Here is a 26,419-nt window from a genome sequence, read left to right as displayed (position 1 = left end):
GGCGCCCTCCGCGCGCGCCGTTCTCGCGCCCTTCTCGCTCAACTCCACCCGCGCCCAACCGCCTTCCCGCGTCCGGCCCCTGCCCGATCCCCGGCGCCGCTCCGCCGCTTCCCGGAATCGGCCACGGATCTCCCGGCGGCCCCTCGGCGTCTTCCCGCCGTTCCCGAACTGACGTACCGTCAGTTCTGTTCTGGGCGGCACGCAGACAGGGGGCGCGGGCGTGGACGCGATCTGGCTGACCGGTGCGGAGTGGCTCGCCGTGCTGCGCGTCGGGCTGGGGCTGTGGTGGCTGGAGAGCTGGCGGCACAAGGACAAGAAGGCGTGGTTCGAGCGGGGCAGCGGCATCGCGTGGGCGGCGGGCATCGCGGCCGAGCACCGCTGGGCGGCCGTCCGCTCCGGTTTCCGCACCGTGGTGGCGCCCCGCCCGCGGGTGATGGCGTACGTCGTCGTCTACGTGGAACTCGCCCTCGGCCTGGGGCTGGTCGCGGGTCTGCTGACACCGGTCGCCCTCGTCGGCGGACTGCTGCTCAACGCCCTGTACTTCGCCCTCATGGTCCACGACTGGGCGGAACAGGGGCAGAACGCGATGATGGCGCTGATATCGGTGGTGGCGCTGTTCGGGATGTCGTGGCAGGCATGGTCGCTGGACGGCGCGCTGGGGTGGTTCGGGTGACCGGGGTTCCCGAGACGGACGCCTTCTCCCGGCCCTACTGGCAGGCGGCGGCGGACGGCCGGCTGCTGCTGCGCCGGTGCCGTGAGTGCGGCCGGGCCCACCATCACCCGCGGGAGTTCTGCCCGTTCTGCTGGAGTGAGGACGTGGTGTGGCAGGAGGCGAGCGGGCGGGCCACGCTCTACTCGTGGTCCGAGGTGCACCGCAGCGACCTGCCGCCGTTCCGGGAGCGCACCCCGTACGTGGTGGCGGTCGTCGACCTCGCCGAGGGGCCTCGCATGGCGACGCTGATCGTGGGGTGCGCGGCGGGTGCGCTGCGGGCGGGCATGGAGCTGGACGCGCGCTTCCAGGACGGTGTGCCGGTGTTCGGGCCGCCCGACCGGCCGGGGCGCGGGCTCGCTTGAATGGGTGCATGACGTCGACGCCTGCACGGTTCCTCACCAGCCCCGTCTCCGGCCCGGCCGGCCACGGCCTGCGGCTGTTGCCCTGGGACGCCTCCTCCCCGGCGGACGCGCAGGCCTGGCTGCGCGGGCTGACCGACCCGGAGTTCCGGCGCTGGAACACCCCACTGAGGCCGGTGGCCGACCTCGCCGCCGCGCGGGACTCGCTACGGGCCAAGGCGCGGGGCGCGGCGGACGGCACCGACGTCACCTTTCGCGTGACGGACGCCGACAGCGGCGCCACGCTGGGCCAGCTCGGCGTCAACATGATCGACCACGTCACGTGTTCGGCCCGGGTCGGCTACTGGGTGCTGCCCGAGGCCCGCGGCCGCGGCGTGGCCTCCCGGGCCCTGCGGGTCGCCGCCCGGTGGGCGCTGACCTGCCTCGACGTGCACCGCCTGGAACTCGGCCACGCGGTGGGTCACGACGCCTCCTGCCGCATCGCCGAACGCTGCGGCTTCCGCTACGAAGGCACTCTGCGCGGCGCGATGTGGGCGGACGAGCACCGCGCGGCCTTCCGGGACGTGCACCTGCACGCCCGGCTGGCCACCGACCCGGACCCGGCCGGCTGACACCGTCCGAGCCGTCGGCCCGACCGCCCGGGCGCGCACTGCCGGGGCGCGGACTGCCCGGGCCGGCCGCCCGGCGGACGGTAGCGACCGCCCGAGCCGACCGCTGCCCGACCGCCCCGGCCCTCGGGCGGACCGCCGCTGCCGCCGTCCCCGCGACCGCCGCCGTCCGCGGGGCCGCCGCCGTCCGCGGGGCCGCCGGTGCCGCCCGGCCTGCTCCGGCCGCGGCGCCGGCCGCGCCCGTCACGGCCAGAGCAGGCCCTTGTCCCAGTGCTGTCCGGAGCGCTGGTAGCGCAGGCGTACATGACGGCGGCGTCCGTCGCCCTGGAAGAACTCCACCTCGTCCGGGTCCAGGTGGTACAGGGTCCAGGTGGGGGCCTCGGCCTCCGGCTCGGCGCGGGCGCGTTCCCAGGCGGCCTCGGAGGCCCGCGTCAGGTCGGCCACCGAGTCCAGCGGCTCGCTCTGGCGACCGGTGAGCGCCGCGGCGAGAGCGCCGGTGGAGCGGGCCAGCAGATCGGCGTGCGAGGCGGAGGGCGGAGCCGTCCGCACGGGGCCGCGCAGGCGGATCTGGCGGCCCTGCGCGGGCCAGTAGAACCCGAGTGCGGCGTACGGGTGACGGGCGAGCTGGCGGCCCTTGCGGCTGGTCACATGGGTGGCGAAGGACCAGCCGTCGGCGTCGGCGCCGTGCAGCATCACGGTCCGTACGTCGGGCAGGCCGTCCTCGTCCACCGTGGCCAGGCTCATCGTGTGCGGTTCGGGCTGCCCGGCCGCCACCGCCTGCGCCATCCAGCGGGCGAAGAGACCGAGCGGCTCGTCGGGTGCCGCGTCCGGGTCGAACGGCGCCAGCGTGGTGAACCCCGGGTCCCACACCCGCAACGACCGCAGCAGTTCATGGAGATCCTGTGCCATGCCCCGCAGTATCCCCGGGCGGGCCGCGGGACGAGGCGCGCCCCCGGCGGAGCGCGGGACGGCACCCGCCGCACCGCCTCGCCCCCCTCGCCGCCTCGCCTCCCTCGCCGCCTCGCCTCCCTCGCCGCACCGCCTCCGTCGCCGCACCGCCTCGCCTCCCTCGTTCGCGTCGCCCGTCGCGCCGCGTCGGCCCGCTCCCGTACCGGCCACGGCTCACCCCTCCCCCGGGCGCCCGTCCGCCCCGCGCCCGGTCATCCCCTCCCCAGCACCACCGTCCCCGAGGAGCAGAACCAGCCACCGGTGCCCGACGCCACCGCGAGTTCGGGCAGGGAGCCGTCCGCCCGCCGGACCTGGCGCCCGGCCGCCTCGCCGCGCACCTGCCGTACGGCCTCGACCAGCAGGAACAGGCCCCGCATACCGGGGTGCTGGGCGGAGAGGCCGCCGCCGTCGGTGTTTACCGGCAGCGCGCCCCCCGCCACCCGCAGCCGTCCCCCGGACACGAAGTCCCCGCCCTCGCCCTTGGCGCAGAAGCCGAGGTCCTCCAGCGTCACCAGGGTCATGTAGGTGAAGGCGTCGTAGATCTCGGCGAGGTCGATGTCCGCCGGACGCACCCCGGCCCGTGCGAACGCCAGCGGGCCGCTCACCGCGGCCGGTGAGACGGTGAAGTCGGGCCAGGACGACAACGCGGAATGGGAGACGTGCTCGCCCGTACCGAGGATCCACACCGGGCGGGTGCGGCAGTCACGGACGTACTCCCGCGCGGCCAGCAGCACCGCCGCCCCGCCGTCCGACCGCAGGCAGCAGTGCGGCTTGGTGAAGGGGTCGGCGACCATCGGCGCGGACAGCACCTCGTCGACGGTCAGCGGGTCGCGGTGCAGGGCGTCGGGGTTCAGCGCGGCGTTCGCCCGGGCCTGTACGGCGACCTCGGCGAGCTGTTCCACCGTCGTGCCGTACTCGGTCATGTGACGCCGGGCCGCCATCGCGTACTTGGCGATCAGCGTCAGCCCGTACGGCGCCTCGAACTGGGCGGGCCCGCGCGCGCCGAAGGACACCTCGCCGCCGCGGCGGCCCGCGCGGACGTCGGCGCGGGCCGTGGAGCCGTACACCAGCAGAACGGCGCGGGCGTGTCCCGCGGTGATGGCGTCGGCCGCGTGCGCCGCCATCACCTCCCAGGTCGCGCCTCCCACGGACGTGGAGTCGACCCAGGTCGGCCGCAGCCCCAGATGGTCGGCGACCTCGACGGGCGCCAGCACTCCGGTGCCCGCCGAGGCGAACCCGTCGACGACCGACCGGTCCAGCCCCGAGTCGGCCAGCGCCCGCCGCGCCGCCTCGGCGTGCAGGGCGTACGGGGTCGCGTCGTCGACCCGGCCGCACGAGGAGAGGGCCACACCCACGATCGCAGCAGCATCCGGCATGAGAAGTGACGGTACGTCAGATCGGGTGCCGGGTCGAGACGTCCGGCAGGACGCCCGGCCGGGGGCGCCCAGCCGCAATGCCGGCGCCCCCCGAGCACCCCTGGGCGGCCCCGGGCTCCTCCCGGGCTCCTCCCGGGCGCCCCCCGGGTGACGGACGCGGTGCCGATCGCGACCGGGCGTCGGCCGTAGTGGTGGTCCGGCCGTACCGGTGGTCCGGTCGCGGCGGTGGTGACGGTCGCGGTGGCGGTGACGGCCGTGGTGGCGGTCGCGCCGTCCGGCCCCTTCGCATTCCGTCTCCGCCGACCTAAGATGACGGCCCGTCAGATTGGGGTCTTCGTGGACACCGCCCTCACACCCGAGCAGCACCAGTTCCGGCGCGCCCTGCGGGAGTTGCTGCACGCCCACCCCACGGGCGTGCGCGAAGCAGTGGACACACCCGACGGGTACGACCGCGCCCTGTGGTCCGCCCTCGCCCGGCAGCTCGGCCTGCCCGGCCTGGCCCTGCCCGAGTCCTGCGGCGGAGCCGGCGGCACCACCGCGGACCTCGCCCTCACCGGCGAGGAGACCGGACGCGTCCTGCTGCCCTCCCCGCTGCTCGCGACCACCGTTCTGGCCGCCCCCGCCCTGCTGGCCCTCGGCTCCCGCCTCCAGCGCGAGAAGCTGCTGCCGCTGCTCGCCGACGGCAGCCTCACCGCCGCCCTCGCCGCGCCCGGCGGCGTGCTCGCCACCGCCCTCGCCCTCACCCGCCGCAACGACGGCCCCTGGTCCGGAGGCGGCCGGGCCGGCGGCGTGCAGGCGCGGCGTGAGGCGGGCACCTGGCGGCTGTACGGCGGGACCGGCCAGGTCCTCGACGGGCACAGCGCGGACCTGCTCCTCGTCCCCGCCCACACCGGCGGCTACACCCGTTCCCGCACCCTCCTCTACCTCGTCCCCGGCGACGCCCCCGGCCTGACCCGCGTACGGCAGACCGCGCTGGACGCGACCCGGCCCCGGGCCCGGCTGCACCTGCGCGACGTCCCCGCGGAGCTTCTCGGCGAGGACGACGCCGCCCAGGTGCGCACGGCCCTCGCCCGGGTGGGCGCCGGTGCCGCCGCCTTCCTCGCCTGCGAGGCCGTCGGCGCCGCCGCGCGCGCACTGGAGCTCACCGTCACCCACGTGCGGCACCGTGAGCAGTTCGGCCGGCCCGTCGGGTCCTTCCAGGCCCTCCAGCACCGGCTGGCCGACGTCCATGTGGCCGTCGAGGCCGCCCGCTCGGCCGCCTGCTACGCCGCCTGGGCGAGCGACCGGGCCCCTGTTGCCGCCGCGTCCGCCGGCCACCACGCCACCGTGCCGTCAGGCCCGGGCGCCGCTGCCGGCCCCGCGGCCTCCGGCACCGGCTGTGCCACCGGCTCCGCCACGGGCACCCCGGCCGACGCCACAGCCATCGCCCCCACCATGGCCACCTCTGCCGCCCCCACCACCGCCACCTCTGCGGCCCCCACCACCACCGTCGCCGACGCCGACCCCGCTGCCGGCCCCCTCGCCCTCGCCCAGGCCCTGCACGCGCTCCGGCTCGCCGCCTCCGAGGCGATCCAGTTCCACGGCGGCATCGGTTTCACCTGGGAGCACGACGCCCACCTGTACTTCAAGAGGGCGGCCGGGGACGCGCTGCTCCTCGGCCCCGTCCACCGGCTGCGCGCCCACGCCGCGGACACGGCCGGGCTCTTCACCCGGACGGAGGCCGCGCGGTGAGCGGCCGCCCCGGAGGGCGGGTCCTGCGGTGGGTGCAGAGGGTGTCCTCCACGCGCGGCTTCGCCCGGGCCGCCCCGCACCTCATCCCCGCCCTGGACCGGGCCGTCCACCGGCTGACCAGGGGAAGGCTGCTGCTCAGCGCCCGACTGCTGCCGGGTCTGGTGCTCACCTCCACCGGCGCCCGCAGCGGACTGCCCCGGCTCACCCCGCTGGCCTGCATCCCCGAGGAAGGCGGACTCCGCTGGCTGCTGGTCGGCTCCAACTTCGGCCGGGCCGGGCATCCCGCATGGACCGCCAACCTGCTCACCCACCCGGACGCCGAGATCAGCTGGAACGGCCGGGACGTCCCCGTCACGGCCCGTCTCCTGACCGGACCGGAACGGGCCGCGGCCTGGCGGGCGGCAGTGGAGTTCTGGCCGCCGTACGCCACCTACCAGGCGCGGGTGGAGCGCGAGATCCGACTGTTCCGGGTCACGCCGAGGGCGCCTTCATAGGGTGTGCTGCACCAGCAGGAACGTGCCGATCCCCAGCATCGCCGCGCCGGAGGTGCGGGTCACCGCCCGCGCTGCCGCGGGGCGGGCGGCCAGCACCGCGCGCGCCAGCACGCCGACCGTCACGTACACCGCCGCGCAGCACGCCATGTGCAGCAGGCCCAGCGTGGCGGTCTGCGCCGGCACCGGCAGCCGCCCGCCCCCGACGGAGAGGAACTGCGGGAGCACCGAGAGATAGAGCAGCAGACCCTTGGGGTTCAGGCCGCTGATCGCCGCTCCGCGCAGGAAGACCCCGGTCCGGCCGCCGTCCACCGCCTCCTCGTCCGCGTCGGGGACACCCGGGCGCCGCAGCACCCCCCAGCCGAGCCACACCAGATAGCAGGAGCCCGCCACCGTGAGCGCCGTGAGCAGCGCGGGGGAGCCCGCCACCAGCACCGCCAGGCCGGCCGTCGCGAGCAGCGTGTGCAGCGCGTACCCGGAGACGAGGCCCCCGACCGCCGCCGCGACCGACCGGCCGCGCAGCCCGGCGGCGATGGCGTACGCCCAGTCGGCGCCCGGCACGCACACCAGCAGCAGGTCGATCGCGAGGAAGGAAAGAAGAGCTCCCGAGTCCATGGCGGGAACGCTATGCGTGAATGGCCCGAAAGTGTTGCCGAAATTTTCCCGGCTTCGCATAAACTGAGGGAAGATCTACCTCATGGATGACATGGACCGGAAGATTCTTGCCGAGCTTCAGCAGGACGGGCGGCTGACCGTCACCGAGCTGGCGGGCCGGGTGCGGCTGAGTGTGTCGCCGTGCCACCGCAGGGTGCGTGAACTGGAGCGGTCCGGGGCGATCAGCGGCTACCGCGCGGTGGTCGAGCCGACGGCCGTCGGGCTGACCTTCGAGGCGCTCGTGTTCGTGTCCATGCGGCAGGAGGACCGGGACACCGTCGTCGAGTTCGAACGGGCCCTCACCGAGGTCGAGCACGTCCTGGACGCCCAGCGGTTGTTCGGCGACCCCGACTATCTGCTGCGGGTGGCCACCGCCGACCTCGCCGCCTTCCAGCGCCTCTACGACGAACGCCTCGCCACCCTGCCGGGCGTGCAGCGCCTCACGTCCACGCTCGTGATGAAGCACGTGGTCCGGGACCGGCCCCTGCCCGCCTGAGCGGGAGAGCGCGGCACCGAGCGCGCGGCGACGGGGCCGGCCCGGAGCCTTCGGGTGGCCGCGGAGCCGGGTCCCGGCGCGGCCTGTTCGGCGCCTGTGCGGCCTGTTGGGCATATAGGGCATATAGGGTGCATGGAACATGTGTGGTATCTGGATACATGTGAGGTGGAAGGAGGCGTGCGGACGACTCGTACCGCGGCCCGCGGGACAGGGCCGACCCGCGTGGCTTGTCTCGTCCGACCGGTAACGGCGTATCCGATCGGCAACGGCGTATCCGACTGGTAACGGCGTATCCGGCCGGTACGGCTCCGGCGGAGCGCGTGCGGCTCCTGCCGCGGCCGGTACCGCGGCGCCGCAGGGCGGGCCGGAGTGCCCCGCGGGGGCGCCGCCGGCCGGCCGAGCCGCCCGCCCGAGGCGGAGCCCGGCTCACGGGTGGGCGGGGCGGCGGCGGGGAGGTCCCTCACACGATCCCCGCGCCCCTCGCGGGGCGCTTGACAAGACGGGGGAGGGGACGGGAAGGGTCCGCGCGGCAGGCTCGGCGGCCCTACCTCGTGGGCTTCCTGCCGGTGACGCCCAGATAGACCAACAGGGCCAGATTCGGTTTGAGTTCGGCCTGCTTGACGCCCCAGGACGTGAAGCCCTTCTGGTGCGAGGCGACGGCAGCGAGCATGGCCACGAGGGAGCCCGCCACGGCGGCCGGGTTGACGTCCTTGTCGACCCTGCCCCTGGACTGGAGTTCGGCGACGGCTTCCACGAGGGAGTTGTTCACCGAGTTCAGGATCTTCATACGGATCTTGTAGAAGCGCTTGTCGCCCTCGGCGGCCCCGAGGTCGATCACGCGGAGGATCGCGTCGTTCTTGCGCCAGAACTCCAGGAATCCGTCCACGAGTTCCTGTGCCGTCTGCCAGCCGGCCTTGCCGACCCAGCTGCGGCCCTCGACGAGTTCCGTCAACCCGGCGCCCTCGGCCGCCATTTGGTCGGCGATCTCCAGGACGGCGCCTTCGACGTCCGGGAAGTACTGGTAGAAGGTCGCGGGCGAAGTGCCCGCCTTCCGGGCGACATCGATGACCTTGACGTCCCGGTAGGGAGAGGAGCTGAGCATCTCGCTGAGGCAGTCGAGCAGCTTCTGCCGCGTCGCCTGCCCGCGTCGACCGGCAACGCGGCCGTCGACGGTACGCACTTGTCCTGTCATGCCGTCAGCTTACCGAGGGGTGATCGGAGCGCGATTCGGCCGACTGCAAATGGGGTGCAGAGCGGATCGGAGGAAGGCGTGCCTGGTCTGCGCGCTGCGTGAGCGGCCGTTACTTTTCTTGTATGGCCGAAAACAGGGCATCGCGGTACACGGAGGGCGTCCCCTGCTGGGTGGATGCCCAGCTCCCCGACCTGCGGGCGGGGCAGCGGTTCTACGGTGAGCTCTTCGGATGGACCTTCGAGGAGTGGTACAGCGGCTCCGTCCGGGCCCTGAAGGCCGGCGAGCCGGTCGCCGCGCTCGCCCACAAGACGGACGGGCGGATGCCCACCGTCTGGACGGTGTACTTCGCCACCCCGGCCGTCGAGGCCCTGGCCCGGCGCATCCGCGAGACGGGCGGCCAGGTGGTGGCGGTCCCGATGCCCATGGGCGACCTCGGCACGGCCGCGCTCGCCGCCGACCCCGAAGGCGCCGTGTTCGGTCTCTGGCAGCCCGGCAGCCACCCCGGTTTCGGCGTGCGCCGCGAGCCCGGGGCGTTCGTCTGGGCCGAGCTGTACGCCCGCGACACCGCCGCCGCCAACGCGTTCTACGGCGAGCTCTTCCGCGACGCCCTGTTCGGGCCCGGCGCCGAGCCCGACTTCGGCCGGGCCCCGGTCACCGACGTCTTCCCGGCCGAGATGCCCCCGCACTTCCTCGTCCACTTCCGGGTCGAGGACTGCGCGGCGGCCCTGGCCGACGTGGACCGGCTCGGCGGGCGGGTCCAGGCGGGCCCGTTCACGACCTCGTACGGCACCGTCGGGGTGGTCACCGACGACCAGGGGGCGTCGTTCGCCGTCCTGGCCCGCTGACCGGGGGACCTCGCAGGCCGCACGGCACGGCCCGGGCCCGTCGGGTAGCCGCCCGGCCGGCAGGGCCGCGGCCCCGGCTCGCCGGCCGGCGGGGCACGACCGTAGAACGGGTTGACCGCCGCGCCCGGGACGCCCCGGCTCACCGGCCGGCAGGGCGCGACCCGGCGACCGACAAGCACTCGGCTGCCACTTTTGCACTGTTTTGCACCCTGACACCCGTCTTCTCCCCGGGTTCGCAACCCGGGGCTCGGCCAGGAAGAATCGGGGTGCGTGCCGCCGCGGCGGTGCGGTGGTGAGACGCTGCACGGGGTGGCGTACCCAGGTGGGGTGCGCGACCCGTACGGGGAGGTGGCAGGCAAGTGGTGGATCAGCTGACGCAGCACGATCCGCGGCGCATCGGGCCGTTCGAGGTGCTCGGACGGCTGGGGGCCGGCGGTATGGGGCTGGTCTATCTGGCGCGCTCGGCGTCCGGCCGGCGGGTCGCGATCAAAACGGTCCGCACGGAACTCGCCGAGGACCAGTTGTTCCGCGTCCGCTTCACACGCGAGGTGGAGGCCGCCCGCGCGGTCTCCGGCTTCTACACGGCCGCCGTCGTGGACGCCGACCCGCGCGCCGCGGTGCCCTGGCTGGCCACCGCCTACGTCCCGGCGCCCTCGCTGGAGGACCTGGTCAACGACTGCGGGCCGCTGCCCGCACCGGCCGTGCGCTGGCTCGCGGCAGGCATCGCCGAGGCTCTGCAGTCCATCCACGGCGCCGGGCTCGTGCACCGGGACCTCAAGCCGTCCAACGTCCTCGTCGTCGAGGACGGCCCCCGTGTGATCGACTTCGGCATCGCGTCCGGCGTGTCGAACACCCGTCTGACGATGACCAACGTGGCCGTCGGCACCCCCGCCTACATGTCGCCCGAGCAGGCCAAGGACTCCCGCAGCGTGACCGGCGCCAGCGACGTCTTCTCGCTCGGCTCCACCCTCGTCTTCGCCGCCACCGGCCACCCGCCGTTCCACGGCGCCAACCCGGTCGAGACGGTCTTCATGCTGCTGCGTGAGGGCCCCGACCTGCAGGGCCTGCCCGAGGAGCTGCGCCCCCTCATCGAGTCCTGCATGCAGATGGAGGCCCCGGGCCGGCCCACCCCCGCCGACCTCCAGGCCCAGCTCGCCCCCCACCTGTTCGGCTCCGGCTCCGACGACAGCGGCACCGCCTCCGCCTGGCTGCCCGAGAAGGCCGTCGCCCTCATCGAGACCCGCCGCGGCGGCCGCCTCGCACCCAAGCCCGCCCCGGCCGGGGGCGGCCGCAGCGCCGGAGGCCGCCACCCCGGCGGGCCTCCCGCCGGGCACCCTGGCGGGCCTCCCGCCCCGCCCCCGCCGCAGCACCCGCCGGCCGTGCCGCCCGCCCCCGTCGGCGCCCCGCACGGCGCGCCCGACGACAGCCCCGTACGCCTGGCCGGCGCCGCCCTGGCCATCGGCCCGGGGCCGCGCGTCGCCGACGCCCGCGCCGCCGCAGTCAAGGCACCCCCGCCCGAGGCCGGCCTCGTCGCCTCCTGGTCCAGACCCCGCCCCGGCGCCAACGGCACCGCACCCGCCCCGGCCCAGCCGCCCGCCCCGGCCCCCGAGCCGCCCGGCAGCTGGCGCCCGTGGCGCTTCCGCATGTCCAACGACGTCTGGGGCACCCCCACCGTCGCCGGCGACCTCGTCTACGTCACCTCCTTCGAAGTGCACGCCCTCGACGTCGCCACCGGCCGCCGTCGCTTCAAGACCCGCGACGTCGCCTGGTCCATGGCGGTCGCCGACGGCCGCATCCACGCCTCGGACGGCCCCAGCCTCTTCGCCCTCGACGCCCGGGAGGGCGCCGACCTGTGGCGCCTGCAGACCGACGCGTGGGTGTACTCGCTGAAGGCCGACCGCGGCACCGTCGTCACCGGCACCCGCGGCGGCGGCGTGCAGGCCTGGGAGGCCGCGAGCGGGCAGAAACTCTGGGAGATCACCGGAGCGCAGACCGACTTCGAGTCCCCCGAGGCGGGCCCGGCCGTCCACGACGGCACCGTCTACGTCTGGCAGGACGCCCGGCTGCGCGCCCTCGACGCCCGTACCGGCGACGAGCGCTGGTCCTACCCCATCGGGGACGCCGCCTCCTGCGGAGGTGTCCCCGTCCGTCTCACCCCCGCCCCCGACGGCCACGTCTACATCAGCGCCGGCACCCGCGTCCTCGCCGTCGACATCGCCTCCGGCCACGTCAGATGGCACTTCGAGGCGCCCGCCGTGTTCCTCAGCCCGCCCGCCCACGCCCCCGGCCCCGCCGTCGCGGGCGGCGGCGTGTACCTCGCCGACTACCTCGGCACCGTCTACGCCCTCGACGCCACCGACGGCCGCGACCGCTGGCGCATCGCCACCGAGAGCCGTGCCTCCATCGAGCCGGTGCTCGTCGCCGCCGGACACGTCCACGTCGGCAGCGGCAACGGCCTCTACACCCTGGACGCCGTCACCGGCACCCCGAAGTGGCGCTTCCAGGCCGGCGGCGACATCGTCGGCACCCCGTCCGTCGCCGAGGGCCGCATCCACTTCGGCTCCACCGACCACCTCCTCTACACCCTCAAGGCCGACGACGGCCGCCTGCGCTGGAAACTCGCCACCGGCGGGGAGATCACCGGCTCGCCCGTCGTCCGGGACGGCATCGTCTACGCCTGCAGCAAGGACCGCTGCGTGTACGCGCTCGACGCGGAGAAGGGCACCGGAACAGCCCGTACGACCTGACCGGGGGCGGCCACCCCAGCCGCCCCACCCCCTCGCGCCCACCAGGGGCCGACCCGGCGCGGCGCCCGGCGCGGAGCCCGCCGGGGGCGCCTCCGACGGCTGCCGCGGTGGCGCCGGTACCGCCGCGGCGACGCCGGTACGAGGCAGTCACGTGCGCGTCCACGAGGGCCCTCATGAGGGCACTCACGACGGCACTCACCGATGCGAGCACGGATGCCATCACGGATGCGACCGCGGATGCGACCGCGGATGCGATCACGGATGTGCTCACTGCACGCTCACCCGTGCGCTCACATGCCTGCTGACGTGTGCGGTCAGGGGTGCGGGCACGCACACCGGCAGGGAAGCCCGCGGGCGCCGGTGCGCGGACAGCCCGCCGACGGGTCAGGTCACGCCCACGCCCCCGGCCCGGCGCCGCGGGACGGCCGCCGTACCGGCACGTGACGGGACGGCCGCCGTACCGGCACGTGACGGCACCGTCGCCGTACCGGCGCGTGACGGGACCGCCGCCGTACCGGCGCGTGACGGGACCGCCGCCGTACCGGCGCGTGACGGGACGGCCGTCGTACTCGGGCACGGCGGGACGGCCGTCGTACTCGGGCACGGCGGGACGGCCGTCGTACTCGGGCACGGGGGGACGGCCGTCGTACCGGGACACGGAAGGGGCCGGACGGCGGCCGTCGCTGGGGAGGGGCGAAAGCCTCGCGCCGGATCCCGCACGTCCCGGGCCGCGCTCGGCCTCCTCGCTGCTCTCACGGCAGACGCTACGCCCGGTCCGCGCCACCCGCCACGCGGGCCGGGGACGCCCGCGACCGTATGACGGCGGGCGGCACGGGCCGCGGCGACCCGCGCCGCACGCTCAGCGCGTACGGTGCCCGCCGGGTGCCGGCTTCCGCTCCCGGAACAGCTCGGCCTGCCGCCCGGCGGACAGATTCCCCAGCGCGATCAGATGCGGCGCCTGTGCGAACCCCCGCAGCAGCGCCCCCTCCCGGGCCGCCCACAGCGCCCGCACCGACCCCTGCACGGCAGACGCGGGGCACTCGGCGATCACCCGCGCACAGGCCACCGCCGCCTCCCGCGCCCCGCCCTCGGCGACCACCTCGGACACCAGCCCCAGACCGTACGCCCGCTCCGCCCCGATCCGCTCCCGCACCCCCATCAGCACCATCCTCGCGACCTCCCCGTACGGCAGGCGCTGCGCCATGAGCACCGCCTCGTAGGCGCTGACCATCCCGTACGACGTGTGCGGGTCGAAGAAGGAGGCCCCCGCCCCCGCGACCACGAACTCGCACTCCCCGAGCAGATAGAACGCCCCGCCGCACGCCATCCCCTCCACCGCGGCGACCACCGGCTTCCACAGGTCGTTGGCCTTCGGCCCGGCCCGCAGCAGCGGGTCGTCCTGCATGTACGGAGACCCCGGCTGCGGTACGACGACGTCCCGGTCGATGCCCGTGCAGAACGCCCGCACCCCCGCCCCGGTGAGCACCACGGACCGCACCGAGTCGTCGTACCGCAACGCCCGCCAGATACGGGCCAGTTCATCGACGGCGGTCAGGTCCAGCGCATTGAGCCGCTCGGGCCGGTCCAGCGTGACGACGGCGACCCCGTCGTCGCCGCCGGTGTCCAGCCGCACCGGCGGCGCGCTCACGCCGGCACCCACTGCGGCAGCCCGTCCGCGAACACGACCCGCACCCGGGCGCCGATCCGGATACGTCCGCCGTCGAGCGAACCGAGCGGAGCGCCGGGCCGGGGCACGAGATTCCCCACCATGCGGATCCGCGGCGCCTCCTCCAACTCCACGACCACGACGTTGTACGGTGCCCGCGCCGCGTACGCGGGCAGCAGCGGCGGGTGCGCCACGACGTACGACCACACCCTCCCGCGCCCCGACACCGCCTTCCACCGGCTCCCGAAGGACTGGCAGCGGGGGCAGCACGGACGGGGCGGGAACCGTGGTTCACCGCAGTCGGCGCAGGTCTGAACCCGCAGTTCGCCGCGGGCCGCGTACTCCCAGAACGGTGCGCCGTCGGCGTCGGTCACGGGACTGAGCATGTCGGGGCTCCCTCGGCTCGCACGTCTCTCCCGGCCGCTGCTCGCAGCCGCCGCTTCCGGCCTCCGCCTCCCTCCTCTGCCTCCGTCTTCGTCTCCGTCTCCGTCTCCGTCTCTGTCTTCGTCTTCGTCTCCGTCTTCGTCTCCGTCTCTCTCCTCTGCCTCCGCCTCTCCGCCCGGCCCGAGGAGCGGCTACGTCCGGAGGAGCAGTGCGGAGGTGGGCACGCCCTCGCCGGCCGTGACGAGGCAGGTGGCGGCGCCCGGGACCTGCGCGGTGCCGGCGCCGCGCAGTTGTTTCACACCCTCGGTGATCAGGTTGAAGCCGTGCACATAGGCCTCACTGAGCCCGCCCCCGCCGGTGTTGAGCGGCAGCCGGCCGCCGGTCTCCAGCGCGCCCTGCTCGGTGAACGCGCCGCCCTCCCCTCGCCGGCAGAAGCCGTAGCCCTCCAGGGACAGCGGCACGAGCGGCGTGAACGCGTCGTAGATCTGGGCCACATGCACGTCCTCCGGCCCGAAGTCGGCCTGTTTCCACAGCTGTCGGGCGGCGGTCCAGGCGGGACCGGTGAGGGGGTCGTCGTTCCAGTAGTTGACCATGCCGTGGTGCTGGGCGGGCAGCGCCTGTGCGGCGGCGTGCACCAGCACCGGGGTGCGCCGGCCGTCGCGGGCACGGTCCCGTCCGGTGACCACACACGCCAAGGCCCCGTCGGTCTCCAGGCAGTTGTCGAACAGGCACAGGGGTTCGCTGATCCACCGCGCCGTCATGTACATCTCGCGGGTGAGGGGCCGGTCGTACATCACGGCGGCCGGGTTCTGGTTGGCCCGGTTCCGGCAGGCGAGGGCGACGTTGAAGAGGTGCTCGCGGGTGACGCCGTACTCGTGCATGTAGCGCCGGGCCAGCATCGCGATCTCGTCGGCGGGCCGCAGCAGTCCGAAGGGGCGCGTCCACTGGGCGGGGGTGGGCAACTGGCGGGCGGTGTCGGTCCAGGGGCGTGGCCCGCTGCCCCGCTTCCGCGACCGCCAGGCCACCCCCACGGTGGCCTGACCGGTGGCAATGGCGGCGGCCAGATGCGCGACGGTCGCGCAGGACCCGCCCCCGCCGTACGGCACGCGGCTGAAGAAGGTCAGGTCCCCGAAGCCGACGGCCTTCGCCAGCTCCACCTCGTCGGTCTCCTCCATGGTGTACGAGGCGACCGCGTCCACCTCGCCGGGCGCCATCCCGGCGTCGTCGAGCGCGGCGAGCACGGCCCGGCAGGCGAGGGTCTTCTCGTCCTCGGGCAGGTGCCGGGCGAAGGCGGTCTGCCCGATCCCGACGATGGCGGCGGCGTCCTTGATCCCGGCCATGACCCCTCCCGACAGGGTGAGCTGACTATCCGTCAGATTAGCGATAATCTGACGTCCTGTCAGTCGAAGGGGTCGGTCAATCGTGAGGGGAGCCGGATCGTGCGAGGCAGTGACACGAGAGGCGGGTCCGCGGAGACGCAGGACGCTGCTGCAGGGGTCGCGGAGTCCGGTGCCGCGGAGAGCGGGCGGTTCGGCGCAGAATGGCAGACGATCCCCGATCTGGTGCGGTCCGCGGCCGAGCGGTTCCCCGGCACGGAAGCCGTGATCGACTCCGGCGGCCGCGTACGGGTCACCTATGCCGAACTCGCCCGCCGGGTGGAGCGCGCCGCCGCGGCCTGTATCGCCTCGGACGTCCGACCGGGCGACCGCGTCGCCGTATGGGCGCCCAACTCCCTCGACTGGATCGTCGCCGCCCTGGGCGCGGTCTCCGCGGGCGCGGTCCTGGTCCCGCTGAACACCCGATTCAAGGGCGCGGAGGCGGCCGACGTGCTCCGCCGCAGCGGCACCCGCCTCCTCTTCGTGACGGGCACCTTCCTCGGCACGTCGTACGTGGCGTCCCTGCGCCGCGCGGCGGGGACGGGGAGGGGTGAGGGGGCCGGGGGAGAGGGGAAGGGGGCGGCACGGCGAGCAGATGACGCCGGAGTCGGCGGCCGTACGGCGGCTCGTCCACTGCCCGGCCTCCCGGAACTGCAGACGGCGGTCGTGCTGTCCGGCACCGGCACTGGCCCCGGGGCCAGCGCCGCTGCCGGGGCCGGGGAACAGTCCGAGGCCGAGTCCGAGGCCGAGGCGAAGTCCGGGTCCGGGTCTGAGGCGCAGTCCGGGTCCGGGTCCGAGACCGGGACCGGGACCGGGACCGGAGACGTCCCCCCGGGCTTCACGACGTGGCGGGACTTCCTGGCCGCGGGGGAGGGGGTGGAGGGAAGGGCGGTCCGAGACCGGTCGGCGGCGCTCGACGGCGACTCGTGGTCGGACATCGTCTTCACCTCGGGCACGACCGGACGCCCCAAGGGCGTGGTGGTCAGCCACGCGCAGAGCGTGCGGGCGTACGACACCTGGGCCGGGCTCGCGGGCCTGCGGCACGGCGACCGCTATCTGATCGTCAACCCCTTCTTCCACACGTTCGGCTACAAGGCGGGCGTCCTCGCCTGCCTGACCAGGGGGGCCACGATGATCCCGCAGCCGGTGTTCGACGTGGAGACCGCCCTGGCCAACATCGCAGCCGAGCAGATCACGGTCCTCCCCGGCCCCCCGACCCTCTTCCAGTCCCTGCTGGACCATCCGGCCCGCCGGGACCACGACCTCACCGCCCTGCGCCTGGTGGTGACGGGCGCTGCGGTCGTCCCCCTCCGCCTCGTCGAACGCCTGCGCAGCGACCTCGCCGTGGAGACGGTCCTCACCGCGTACGGCCTGTCCGAGGCGAGCGGCGTCGTCACCATGTGCCGCCGGGGTGACCCGCCCGAGGTCGTCGCCGCAACGTCCGGGCGGGCGATACCGGGGGTCGAGGTGAGGACCGTCGACGGAGCCGGCGCCGATGTCCCGGCCGGGGCGCCGGGCGAGATCCTGGTCAGAGGCTTCAATGTGATGCGCGGCTACTACCAGGACGCCGCCGCCACAGCGGACGCCCTCGACAAGGACGGCTGGCTGCGCACCGGCGACATCGGCGTCCTCGACGACGCCGGGAACCTCCGCATCACGGACCGGCTGAAGGACATGTACGTCGTCGGCGGCTTCAACGCCTACCCCGCCGAGATCGAACGCCGCCTGACCCTCCACCCGGACGTCACCGACGTGGCCGTGATCGGCGTCCCCGACGCGCGGCTGGGCGAGGTCGGCATGGCCTACGTGGTGCGCCGGGCCGGTTCCTCGCTGACCGCAGCGGACCTCATCGCCTGGTCCCGCCGCGAGATGGCCAACTTCAAGGTGCCGCGGCACGTGAGGTTCGTCGACCGCCTCCCCCGCAACGCCAGCGGCAAGCTCGTCAAGACCGGCCTACGCCCGGGGTGAGCCGAGAGGGCCGCCCGCTCTCTCACCGACCTCGCGCTCACGCGGGTGAGAAGCGGGCCGCCGACCCGGGAGACTGCCGGGCCGGGCGGGGCTCCCACCGACGCGACGCTGCGCTGTGCGGTGGGGCCCGGGCTCGGCGGCCGCATCGACACCTCACAGGAACACGAGTGGGTTCCGCGGCCGCCCACAGGCGGCGGGTTCGAGAGCAACGCCGAGCATGAGCACCGAAAGGCAGCCCCGCCGAGGCGTACCCCCACGCACACCGGCCCTGCCCGCAGGGTGAGGTGTGACGCCCGTCGGCCGGTGCCGGTGTGCGCACGGCTGGTGCGGGTCCGTGCGCCGGGAGGGCTCGGGGGGCTTGTGGGGAGGGGTGGGGAGGGGAGGGGGTGGGGGTGGGGGTGGGCGTGAGGTATCGGGGTCGGAGTCGGGCGGGTCCAGTCCCTGGGCTGCGCTCGGGGGTTGGGGTGGGGAGAGGTGAGGTGTGGGGGGTGTGTCGGGAGGGGGTGTGTCGGGAGGGGATCGGGGGTGTTGGTGTGGGGGTTGGCCGGTGGGTGGGGGTGGGGCCGCCCGCTTCTTTCAGCCGTCGCGCTCGCGCGGGGCGGGTAGGCGCTGCGCCTTCGGCTTCGCGTCGCCTGCGGCGATGGCCCTGCGGGCCACCCTTGACCCGCCCCGCTCCAGCACGGGTGGGAAGCGTGCGGACGGCCCGGGGAGAGCGGGGGCCGGGCAGCGTCTCCGCCCCAGCGGCGTTGCGCAGCATCGGCCGGGCCGGACGGCCACCGCGTCCGCGCCTCGCCAGCACGCCGGGCGGGCTCAGCGGCTTCCCGCCGGTGGGGAGTGCGGGGGTGGGCACCGGGGATGGGCGTCGCATGGCCGGTCCTCGTCGGGCGGGACGCGCATCCGCGCCTCGCCAGCACGCCGGGTCGGCTTGGCGGCTTCCGGCCGGTGGGGGTTTGGGGCTGGGCACCGGGGATGGGCGTTGCATGGCCGGTCCCCGTCGGGTGGGGCGCGCATCCGCGCCTCGCCTGCACGCCGGGTCGGCTTGGCGGCTTCCGGCCGGTGGGGGGCGGTGTGTGTGCTGGGGGTGGGCGTTGCATGGCAGGTCCCTGCGGGGTGGGGTGCCGAAAGGGCCGGTCCTCGTCGGCGGGACGCGCATCCGCGCCTCGCCAGCACGCCGGGCGGCTTGGCGGCTTCCGGCGGCCGGGACTGCGGCGCCGGGGATGGGCGTTCCATGGCGGGGCTACGGCGGCGGCGCGTCGGCGTCTCAGCCTGCCGCTGCGCCCGGGTCGGCTTGGCGGCTTTCGGCCGGTGGGGGGCGGTGTGTGTGCTGGGGGTGGGCGTTGCATGGCAGGTCCCTGCGGGGTGGGGTGCCGAAAGGGCCGGTCCTCGTCGGCGGGACGCGCATCCGCGCCTCGCCAGCACGCCGGGCGGCTTGGCGGCTTCCGGCTGGTGGAGGTTTGGGGGCGGGCGCCGGGGATGGGCGTTGCATGGCAGGGCCCGGGCGGGTGGGGCGCATCGGCGTCTCGCCTGCACGCCGGGTCGGCTTGGCGGCTTCCGGCCGGTGGGGGGCGGTGTGTGTGCTGGGGGTGGGCGTTGCATGGCAGGTCCCTGCGGGGTGGGGTGTATCGGCGCTGCCCGGCCTGCACGCCGGGGGGCGGCGGCCGTCGGTGAGGGGCGGGGTGGGTGCGGGGAGGGGTCTGGCGGGGCGGGTTCTCGTGGGGGTGGGTGTGGTGGCTTCCGGCCGGTGGCGGGGTGCGCCCGGTGGGGGTGTGGGGGCGTGCCGGTGGGCCGGTGGGACCGGTGGGCCGGTAGGACCGGTGCAGAGACGTCCGGTGTCCGGTGTCCGGTGTCTGATGTCCGGTGGGCGGGCGGTGCGCCCCGGCGGGTTGTGGGGGCGTGCCCGGGGCGGCCCCCCCCGGGGTCACCGGCCGATGGCGGCCGGTGACCGGCGGTCGTGAGTGGGGGAAGGGTGAGGGGGCGGGTGAGGCAGCGGGGCAGCACAGACGGGAGGAGGGAAAGGGAGGAGCGGGGGGGAGCTGGGGGAGGTGGGGGAGGTGAGGTGAGGCGGGGGAGCACAGGCCGGGGTCAGGACGGCTGCCGCCGGGCAGCCGAGTACACAGCCGCACACGCCCGCGCCGCCGCCACACCAGCCACACCACACCGGCCACACCGGCCACACCGGCCACACCGGCCACACCGGCCACACCGGCCACACCGGTCAGTCCGTGCCAGTCAGTCCCGCCCGGGCGACGCACCAGACACCCCCACCGGCCCCGTGAGTCACACCCACAACACTCCAGCACGCCGAAAGGGGGACTCGGCACCCGCACCCTCGCTCACCCTCCCCTTCCTGCCCCGCACGTGACCCGAAGTCCTCCAATCACCACCCCGACACCCCTCAACCACCCCACCCGAACCCCACCAACACCACCCCTCCCACAGACCACCCCCACCCCCTCACCCGCCACCGGCCGGAAGCCGCCGAACTCACCCGGCGTGCAGGCAGACGCCGATGCACCCCGCCCGACAGGGACCCCGCCTTTCAGCACCCATCCCCGGCGCCTGCCGGAAACCCCCGCCGGCGGGTGGCCGCCAGGCCTGCCGGCGTGCTGGCGAGGCGCCGGGAGTCCGCGTCCCCGCCCGACGGGGACCGGCCCTTTTCGGCGCCCCCATCCAGCGTCCCCAGAAGCCGCCCACCGGCGGGAAGCCGCCGAACCTGCCCGGCGTGCAGGCGAGACGCCGATGCGCGCCCCGCCCGACAGGGACCGGCCTTTCAGCGCGCCCGTCCCGGTCCCTGCCCCGGAAACCCCCACCGGCGGGTGGCCGCCAGGCCGTCCCGGCGTGCTGGCGAGGCGCGGATGCGCGTCCCGCCCGACGGGGACCGGCCCTTTCGGCGCCCATCCCCGGCGTCCCCAAAGCCGCCCACCGGCGGGAAGCTTAGCCGAACCTGCCCGGCGTGCAGGCGAGACGCAGATGCGCCCCCACCCGCCCGGGCTCTGCCCATGCGACGTCCGTCCCCCCGGTGCCCACCCCCGAACCCCGCGCGGCCGGGAGCCGCCAGGCCGTCCCGGCGTGCTCGCGAGGCGCGGATGCGCGTCCCGCCCGACGAGGACCGGCCATGCGACGCCCGTCCCGGTGCCCACCCCGCGCTCCCCACCGGCGGGAAGCCGCTGCGGCCCGCCGGCGTGCTGGCGAGGCGCGGACGCGCCGTCCGGCCGGGTGGAACCTGCGCAACGCCGCTGCGAGCGACGCTCCCGGCCCCCCGCTCTCCCCGGCGGTCCCGGCACGCTCCCACCCGTGCTGGAGCGGGGCGGGTCAAGGGTGGCCCGCAGGGCCATCGCCGCAGGCGACGCGGAGCCGAAGGCGCAGCGCCCTTGACGCGCCCCGCGCAAGCACGACACTGCGAAAGAAGCGGGCGGCCCCACCCCCGCCAACCGGCCAACCCCCACACCAACACCCCCGATCCCCTTCCGGCACGCCCCCTTCCGGCACGCCCCCTTCCGGCACGCCCCCTTCCGGCACGCCCCCCACACCTCACCTCTCCCCACTCCAACCCCCGAGAGCAACCCACCGACCCGTCCCTCACGGACCCGTCCCTCACGGACTCGACCTCCACCGACCCGCTGCCCCGATGCCTTTCGCCCACGACGCCCACCAACACGGCAGCCGCCGAGACCTCCGGGCAGCACTGGCCCGCACCTGCCCGCGCGCACCCTGTCACCGGACGACGGCTGCCCCCCCGAACTCGGAGCGGGGCGAGGCGCTGCCGGGCTTCCCTCGCTATGCCGTGGCCATCCTCGGCACGCAGCCTCTGCTCGGGGCGGGTTCGGGCCGGCACTGCCGGGGCGGTGTCGGCGGCCAGGGGGCGCGCCTCCTTCCGGGGAACGGAACGGCGTTCAAAGCGCTCCTTCTCGTGGACTCCTCTCCGTGTCGGCCAGCACCTCGTGGATCTCGGTGATCATCCGGGCGGGTCGGTGGAACACGTCCTCGGCCGTGTAGCGGAGGATGCGGCGGATCTCCGTACAGCGGATCAGTTCGTTGAAGCGGGACACGTCGCGGCGGTGGGCGTCTCGGGTGCCGTGGAAGGCGTAGCCCTCGATCTCGACGGCGAGTCGGGCGGCACGGAAGAGGAAGTCGACGTAGCGGCGTCCGCCGCCGGGCGGGTGGACCTCGGCCTGGGTCTCGGGGCGGAGGCCGGCGTCGTGCATGCGCAGGCGGGCCATGGTCTCCGCGGGTGAGCCGGAGCCGCGGTCCACGAGGCGGAGCCACTCCCGGGCCCGGCGGGCTCCGCGGCGGGGTGCTTCCATGGCGAGGGCGATGGCGGCCGGGGTGGTGAGGGGCGGGCGGCGGATACCGTTGACCCGGCGGTAGGTGAGCGCTGAGTCGACGGCGACGACGGCGCTGTCCCGGGGGCCGTGGTGCAGCAGGTCGGCGAGAGTGCGCGGGACCTCGGTGACGCGCAGGCCGGCGTGTGCGGTGACCTCGTCGGGTGGCAGGGGGACGCGGTGCACGCGCAGGCCTGTGAGCCGGCTGCAGGAGTTCAGTTCCCCGTCGGTGAACTCCACGGGAGGCGGGGGCGCCGCCTTGCCCAGCGTCTCGATGCGCCACAGGCGGGCCGCCGAGTCGTGGCTCACCACGAGGTGCGGGTGCTGGAGCTGGACCGCTCTGAGTCGTTCGTCCAGTCCGATGCCTCTGCCGGGCTCGGCCCAGGCGCCGGCCCTGATCCTGGTCCATCCGTCGGCCTTGAGGCGGCGGGTGAGGGTCCGTCCGGGCCATCCCGCTGCCACCGCTCGCGGGACGAGCAGTACCCCACCCTCCGCGAGTGCTCTCAACTCCTCGCGCTTCATGCCCTCCACTGTCGGCGACGGCACCGACAGGGGACGCGTGCCTGGGGACGACCAGGGGTGGCTCGGGGTCGAGCTGGGGGTGAGTCAGGGTTCTGTTCGGGCCCGCGTCCGGTTCGCGTCCGGTTCGCGTCGGGTTTGAATTCGGGTTCGGGTTCGGGTTCGCGTGCGGTTCGGGTCCGGTGCGAGTCCGGGTTTGTGCCTCGTTCGGGTTCGGGTCCGGTGCGTGTCCCGTTCGGGGGCGGGCCCGGTTCGGGGCCGGTGCGGCTCGGACCGGTCAGCCTGGATCGGGTCCCGTATGGGGAGGTCGGGCGTCTGCCCCCTGGGGATGCCTCGACCGCGGCGGCTCCCCTCCGCGCCGCCGCGGTCGGACCTGCTCCGGCGGTGCGGGAGGTCAGAGGCTGTCCCGGCCCAGGGCGGGCGGGGCCGGGGAGTGCTGGTCCATGGTGGTGAGGGCGTCGGCGCCGAGGGCCGGCGGTGCGGGCGAGTGCTGGTCGAGCGTGGTGAACTCCGTGTCCTCGCCCTTCGGCGGCACGGGCGAGTGCTGGTCCTGAACGACGAAGGCCTCGGCGTTCTCGGTGCCGGCGGCGCTCGTGGTGTTCTCGGCGTTCGCGGCCTGCGTGGAATCGCTCATGACTGGTACTCCCAGGAAGTTCGGGATGTGCTGAAGGAATTGCTGAAGGAACTGCTGAAATACGTGCTGAAAGGGGAGCGTCTGTTCGGCGACTCCCCCGAGGGTCGCCGAACAGACGTTCAAGGGCTCTCACACTAGCCGCGAGCCCGGTCGACCCGTGTGCCCCCCGACGCGACGGATCGATGCAGGGAGAGTCGCAGGTGGCCATAAACGTTCGATGAACGCGCCTGTCCGTGCCCTCACCCCGCCTCGCCCCGCCCCCGTCCCGCCCCTGTCTTGTTCCGACCCCGACCCCGACCCCGACCCCGACCCCGACCCGCCCCCGCCCTGCCTTGTCCGACTCCGCGCCCGTGTCCGGGGTGCCCCCGGGTCAGGCCGCCGCGCTGGGTGAGAGCAGCCCGCGCACCTCCGTCGCCTCGGGCGAGGACAGCTGGTCGAAGATGGCGAGCGCGTCGGTCCAGCAGGCGTGGGCCCGCCCCGACTGGCCCAGGGAGCGCAGGGACTTGCCGAGGAGCGTGAGGGCGTTTCCGCGCATCCACTCGCCGCCGATGCATCCGGTGGCGAGGGCCTGTTCGGCGTGCTGGGCGGCCTGGGCGGGGCGCCGGGCCGCGAGATGTGCCTGCGCGATGCGGAAGTGCGTGGTGCCCTCCCAGAGGCGCTGCCGGCTCTCGGAGAAGATCTGAACGGCCTGCTGGAGCTGGTCCAGGGCTTCCGGGAGGCGTCCGGCCTGGGTGAGGACGATTCCGGAGGCGTAGCGGGCGTTGGCGAGGCGTACGGAGAGGCCGAGTTCGTCGTAGATGTCGATGCCGCGCTTGGAGAGTTCCACGGCCTCCTCGGTCCGGCCCATGGAGGCCAGGACGCGGGAGAGGTTGCACACGGCGCTGGCCTCGCCGGGCTGGTTGCTGTCGGCTCTGAAGGCTTCGACGGCTCTGAGGAGGTAGACCTCGGCCTCGGCGAACCGGGCCGTGCAGTTGGCGATGATGCCGAGCTGGTTGGGTGCGGTGCTGCTGGTCCAGGGGTCGCCGGCCTGCCCGTTGAGCAGGTCGGCCTGCTCGGCCTCGCGCTCGGCCTCGTCGAACCGCCCTGCCTGGCTGAGGACCTGGGCCAGGGTGATGCGGGCACGCACCTCGGCGCGCAGGTCGCCGAGGACGGCGGCGGCGTCGCGGGCCGCGAGGGCGGTGAGTTCGTAGCGCCGGGAGCCGGCTCCGGACTCGGCGAGGTCGATCGCGGCGAGGAGGAGGTCCACGGCCCGCCGCAGGGTGCCGGGGCCGAGGGACTGCTGGACGCAGGCCAGGAGGGGCTCGGCCTCGGCGTGGAGCCAGTCCAGTGCGGTGGGCGCGTCGGTGAAGTGGCGGCCGTGGTCCTGGCGGCCCGGTTCGAGGTGGGCGACGGTGCGGTCGCCGGGCCGTTCGATGGCGTACACGCGCGCGGCGGTGGTCAGGTAGAAGTCGAGCAGCCGGGAGAGCGCGGCGTCGCGTTCGCCGGGCGGCGATTCGTCCCGCTCCGCGCAGGCCCTGGCGTAGAGCCGTACGAGATCGTGGAACCGGTACCGGCCCGGGGCCGCGGATTCCAGCAGGGACGTGTCGACCAGCGACTCCAGCAGGTCCTCGGCGTCGTCGGGGCCGAGGCCGAGCACGGCGGCGGCGGCGGGCAGCGAGATGTCGGGCCCGTCCGCGAGCCCGAGCAGGCGGAAGGCGCGGGCCTGGGCGGGTTCGAGTGCGCCGTAGCCCAGTTCGAAGGTCGCCTTCACGGCGAGGTCGCCGGCCTGGAGTTCGTCGAGGCGGCGGCGTTCGTCGGCGAGTTTCGCCGCGAGTGCGGAGACGGTCCAGGTGCGCCGGGCGGCGAGCCGGCAGGCGGCGATGCGGATGGCGAGGGGGAGGAAGCCGCAGGCTCCGACCACGTCCAGCGCGGCCTGCCGTTCGGTGCTGACGCGTTCCTCGCCGACGATCCTGGTGAACAGGGCGAGTGCCTCGTCGGGGGACATCACGTCGAGGTCGACGAGGTGCGCTCCGGCGAGGTCCACCATCCGCACCCGGGAGGTCACGAGTGCGGCGCACCCGTCGGTGCCGGGCAGCAGCGGCCGGACCTGGGCGGCGTCGCGGGCGTTGTCCAGCAGTACCAGCACGCGCCGGCCGTCCAGGACCGAGCGGTACAGCGCCGCCCGCTCCGCCAGGGAGTCGGGCATCGCCGAGTCCGCGGTGCCCAGGGCGCGCAGGAAGGCGCCGAGGACGGTCTCCGGGTCCGCCGCCCTCGGCCCGGTGCCCTGGAGGTCCACGTACAGCTGGCCGTCGGGGAACGCCGACCGTGCCTGGTGGGCCACGTGCACTGCCAGGGTCGTCTTGCCCACGCCGCCGATGCCCGCCAGTGCCGAGACGGCCATGACGCGGCCTTCGGCCGACGCCAGCACTTCGGTCAGCTGGTGCACGAAGGATGCCCGGCCGGTGAAGTCGGATACGGTGGCGGGCAGTTGTGCGGGGCGGAGGGGGACCGTGGACGGTTCGGCTGCCGGGGCGGACGGTTCGGCCAGGCCGGGATCGGCCTGCAGGATGCGGTCCTGGAGCTCGCGCAGGCCGGGGCCGGGGTCGACGCCGAGTTCGTCGGCGAGGAGGCGGCGGGTGTCGGCGTAGACGGCGAGGGCCTCCGCCTGGCGGCCGCCGCGGTAGAGGGCCAGCATGAGGAGTTCGCGGAGGCGTTCGCGCAGGGGGTGGGCCGCGGTGAGGGCGGTGAGTTCGGAGACGGCCTCGGCGTGGCAGCCCTGCTCCAGGTCCATGTCCAGGCGGGATTCGAGGAGTTGGAGGCGCCACTCGTCCAGGCGGACGCGCTGTGCCTCGGCGTACGGTCCGGGTACGCCGGCCAGGGGCTCGCCGTCCCACAGGCCCAGCGCCCGTCCCAGTGTCTCCCGGGCCCGGCACAGGTCGCCGGCGTGGCGGGCCCGTTCGGCCTCGGCCGCGAGGTCCTGCGCCACCGCGAGGTCCAGGGAGCCCTCGGCGAGGCCGCGGACGGCGTAGCCGCCGGAGTCGCTGATCACGACGCCGGCCCCGAGGACCTTGCGCAGCCGTGACGCGTAGGTGCGCACGGCGGCCAGGGCCTGCGAGGGCGGTTCCTCGCCCCACAGGGCGTCGATGAGTTCGGCGGCGGTGGCGGTGCGGCCCTCGCGCAGCAGCAGGGCGGCGAGGAGGGCGCGCTGCTGCGGGGAGCCGGTCGTCAGCGGCTGCGGGCCGCTCCAGGCGCGCACCGGTCCGAGCACGCCGAAGCGCAGCGGCACGGGCTCGTGCGGGCCCGTGCTGCGCTGCTCCGGTACTCGCGGTACCCCGTCCATCGCCGTCCCCCCAAGGCATCCCGAACAACTCCGTCAGTGTGCCTTGTTGACAGCGGGTGCGTCAGCCGTGCG

19 protein-coding genes are annotated in these 26,419 nt (G+C 75.0%); 9 read left to right on the top strand and 10 right to left on the bottom strand.

Annotation, left to right across the window (positions count from 1 at the left end; translation table 11 throughout):
- Positions 1-220 precede the first annotated feature (220 nt).
- The 3 genes from AC5K6T_RS29775 to AC5K6T_RS29765 are packed head-to-tail and all read left to right on the top strand — an operon-like array spanning position 221 to position 1,682.
- The gene (locus AC5K6T_RS29775) at positions 221-673 is read left to right on the top strand and encodes a DoxX family protein (protein ID WP_493213968.1); all 453 of its coding nucleotides are present in this window, start codon (positions 221-223) and stop codon (positions 671-673) included.
- Complete coding sequence (locus AC5K6T_RS29770) at positions 670-1,074, top strand: Zn-ribbon domain-containing OB-fold protein (RefSeq protein ID WP_493213967.1); 405 nt, start codon at positions 670-672, stop codon at positions 1,072-1,074. Before AC5K6T_RS29775 ends, AC5K6T_RS29770 begins: the two co-directional genes overlap by 4 nt.
- 8 nt (positions 1,075-1,082) lie before the next feature.
- The gene (locus AC5K6T_RS29765) at positions 1,083-1,682 is read left to right on the top strand and encodes a GNAT family N-acetyltransferase (protein ID WP_493213966.1); all 600 of its coding nucleotides are present in this window, start codon (positions 1,083-1,085) and stop codon (positions 1,680-1,682) included.
- Positions 1,683-1,922: 240 nt separating this feature from the next.
- On the opposite strand, the gene AC5K6T_RS29760 is transcribed toward AC5K6T_RS29765, so the two are convergent.
- Both AC5K6T_RS29760 and AC5K6T_RS29755 read right to left on the bottom strand, forming a co-directional pair.
- On the bottom strand, positions 1,923-2,588 hold the full coding sequence (locus tag AC5K6T_RS29760) for a pyridoxine/pyridoxamine 5'-phosphate oxidase (RefSeq protein ID WP_493213964.1): 666 nt from the start codon (positions 2,586-2,588) through the stop codon (positions 1,923-1,925).
- Positions 2,589-2,839: 251 nt separating this feature from the next.
- Positions 2,840-4,003, bottom strand: a complete 1,164-nt coding sequence (locus AC5K6T_RS29755; RefSeq protein WP_493213962.1) for a thiolase C-terminal domain-containing protein — start codon at positions 4,001-4,003, stop codon at positions 2,840-2,842.
- 336 nt (positions 4,004-4,339) lie between these two features.
- On the opposite strand from AC5K6T_RS29755, the gene AC5K6T_RS29750 reads away from it, so the two are divergent.
- A complete protein-coding gene (locus AC5K6T_RS29750) occupies positions 4,340-5,734 on the top strand; it encodes an acyl-CoA dehydrogenase family protein (RefSeq protein WP_493214300.1) in 1,395 nt (464 codons plus the stop codon).
- Positions 5,735-5,775: 41 nt separating this feature from the next.
- A complete protein-coding gene (locus AC5K6T_RS29745) occupies positions 5,776-6,228 on the top strand; it encodes a nitroreductase family deazaflavin-dependent oxidoreductase (protein WP_493213961.1) in 453 nt (150 codons plus the stop codon).
- On the opposite strand, the gene AC5K6T_RS29740 is transcribed toward AC5K6T_RS29745, so the two are convergent.
- On the bottom strand, positions 6,223-6,840 hold the full coding sequence (locus AC5K6T_RS29740; RefSeq protein WP_493213959.1) for a LysE family translocator: 618 nt from the start codon (positions 6,838-6,840) through the stop codon (positions 6,223-6,225). The two genes, AC5K6T_RS29745 and AC5K6T_RS29740, sit on opposite strands and share 6 nt — an antisense overlap.
- An 82-nt stretch (positions 6,841-6,922) precedes the next feature.
- Between AC5K6T_RS29740 and AC5K6T_RS29735 the strand changes: the two genes are divergently transcribed.
- Positions 6,923-7,375 carry an Lrp/AsnC family transcriptional regulator gene (locus tag AC5K6T_RS29735; protein WP_493213958.1) on the top strand — a complete coding sequence of 151 codons (453 nt, stop codon included), beginning with the start codon at positions 6,923-6,925 and terminating at the stop codon, positions 7,373-7,375.
- A 544-nt stretch (positions 7,376-7,919) separates the two neighbouring features.
- On the opposite strand, the gene AC5K6T_RS29730 is transcribed toward AC5K6T_RS29735, so the two are convergent.
- Positions 7,920-8,555, bottom strand: a complete 636-nt coding sequence (locus tag AC5K6T_RS29730) for a TetR family transcriptional regulator (protein ID WP_493214299.1) — start codon at positions 8,553-8,555, stop codon at positions 7,920-7,922.
- Between the two features lie 134 nt (positions 8,556-8,689).
- On the opposite strand from AC5K6T_RS29730, the gene kbpA reads away from it, so the two are divergent.
- Positions 8,690-9,412: an AfsK-binding protein KbpA gene (kbpA, locus tag AC5K6T_RS29725; protein ID WP_493213956.1), complete on the top strand. Its 723-nt coding sequence runs from the start codon at positions 8,690-8,692 to the stop codon at positions 9,410-9,412.
- 359 nt (positions 9,413-9,771) lie between these two features.
- A complete protein-coding gene (afsK, locus tag AC5K6T_RS29720; protein ID WP_493213955.1) occupies positions 9,772-12,159 on the top strand; it encodes a protein serine/threonine kinase AfsK in 2,388 nt (795 codons plus the stop codon).
- A gap of 859 nt (positions 12,160-13,018) precedes the next feature.
- Here the strand turns inward: afsK and AC5K6T_RS29715 are convergent.
- The 3 genes from AC5K6T_RS29715 to AC5K6T_RS29705 all read right to left on the bottom strand — a co-directional run bounded on the left by AC5K6T_RS29715 (position 13,019) and on the right by AC5K6T_RS29705 (position 15,549).
- Positions 13,019-13,819: an enoyl-CoA hydratase/isomerase family protein gene (locus AC5K6T_RS29715; RefSeq protein WP_493213953.1), complete on the bottom strand. Its 801-nt coding sequence runs from the start codon at positions 13,817-13,819 to the stop codon at positions 13,019-13,021.
- Positions 13,804-14,211, bottom strand: a complete 408-nt coding sequence (locus AC5K6T_RS29710; protein ID WP_493213951.1) for a Zn-ribbon domain-containing OB-fold protein — start codon at positions 14,209-14,211, stop codon at positions 13,804-13,806. The genes AC5K6T_RS29715 and AC5K6T_RS29710 overlap by 16 nt, the downstream gene beginning before the upstream one ends.
- Positions 14,212-14,400: 189 nt before the next feature.
- A complete protein-coding gene (locus AC5K6T_RS29705; RefSeq protein WP_493213949.1) occupies positions 14,401-15,549 on the bottom strand; it encodes a lipid-transfer protein in 1,149 nt (382 codons plus the stop codon).
- Between the two features lie 222 nt (positions 15,550-15,771).
- Between AC5K6T_RS29705 and AC5K6T_RS29700 the strand changes: the two genes are divergently transcribed.
- A complete protein-coding gene (locus AC5K6T_RS29700) occupies positions 15,772-17,553 on the top strand; it encodes an AMP-binding protein (protein WP_493214298.1) in 1,782 nt (593 codons plus the stop codon).
- A gap of 3,893 nt (positions 17,554-21,446) precedes the next feature.
- Here AC5K6T_RS29700 and AC5K6T_RS29695 read toward each other — a convergent pair.
- From AC5K6T_RS29695 to afsR, 3 genes are all read right to left on the bottom strand, one after another.
- On the bottom strand, positions 21,447-22,397 hold the full coding sequence (locus tag AC5K6T_RS29695) for an endonuclease domain-containing protein (RefSeq protein ID WP_493213948.1): 951 nt from the start codon (positions 22,395-22,397) through the stop codon (positions 21,447-21,449).
- A gap of 391 nt (positions 22,398-22,788) precedes the next feature.
- The gene (locus AC5K6T_RS29690; RefSeq protein WP_493213947.1) at positions 22,789-23,028 is read right to left on the bottom strand and encodes a sigma-like protein; all 240 of its coding nucleotides are present in this window, start codon (positions 23,026-23,028) and stop codon (positions 22,789-22,791) included.
- A gap of 370 nt (positions 23,029-23,398) precedes the next feature.
- Positions 23,399-26,347 (bottom strand): SARP-family global regulator AfsR, encoded by a 2,949-nt coding sequence (gene afsR, locus AC5K6T_RS29685; protein WP_493213945.1) that lies wholly within the window; start codon positions 26,345-26,347, stop codon positions 23,399-23,401.
- Positions 26,348-26,419 lie beyond the last annotated feature (72 nt).

It is taken from the genome of Streptomyces sp. B8-7 (assembly GCF_058833805.1).
Note: the sequence above shows the minus strand (reverse complement) of the source record. Positions and strands in the feature narration are given on the sequence as shown.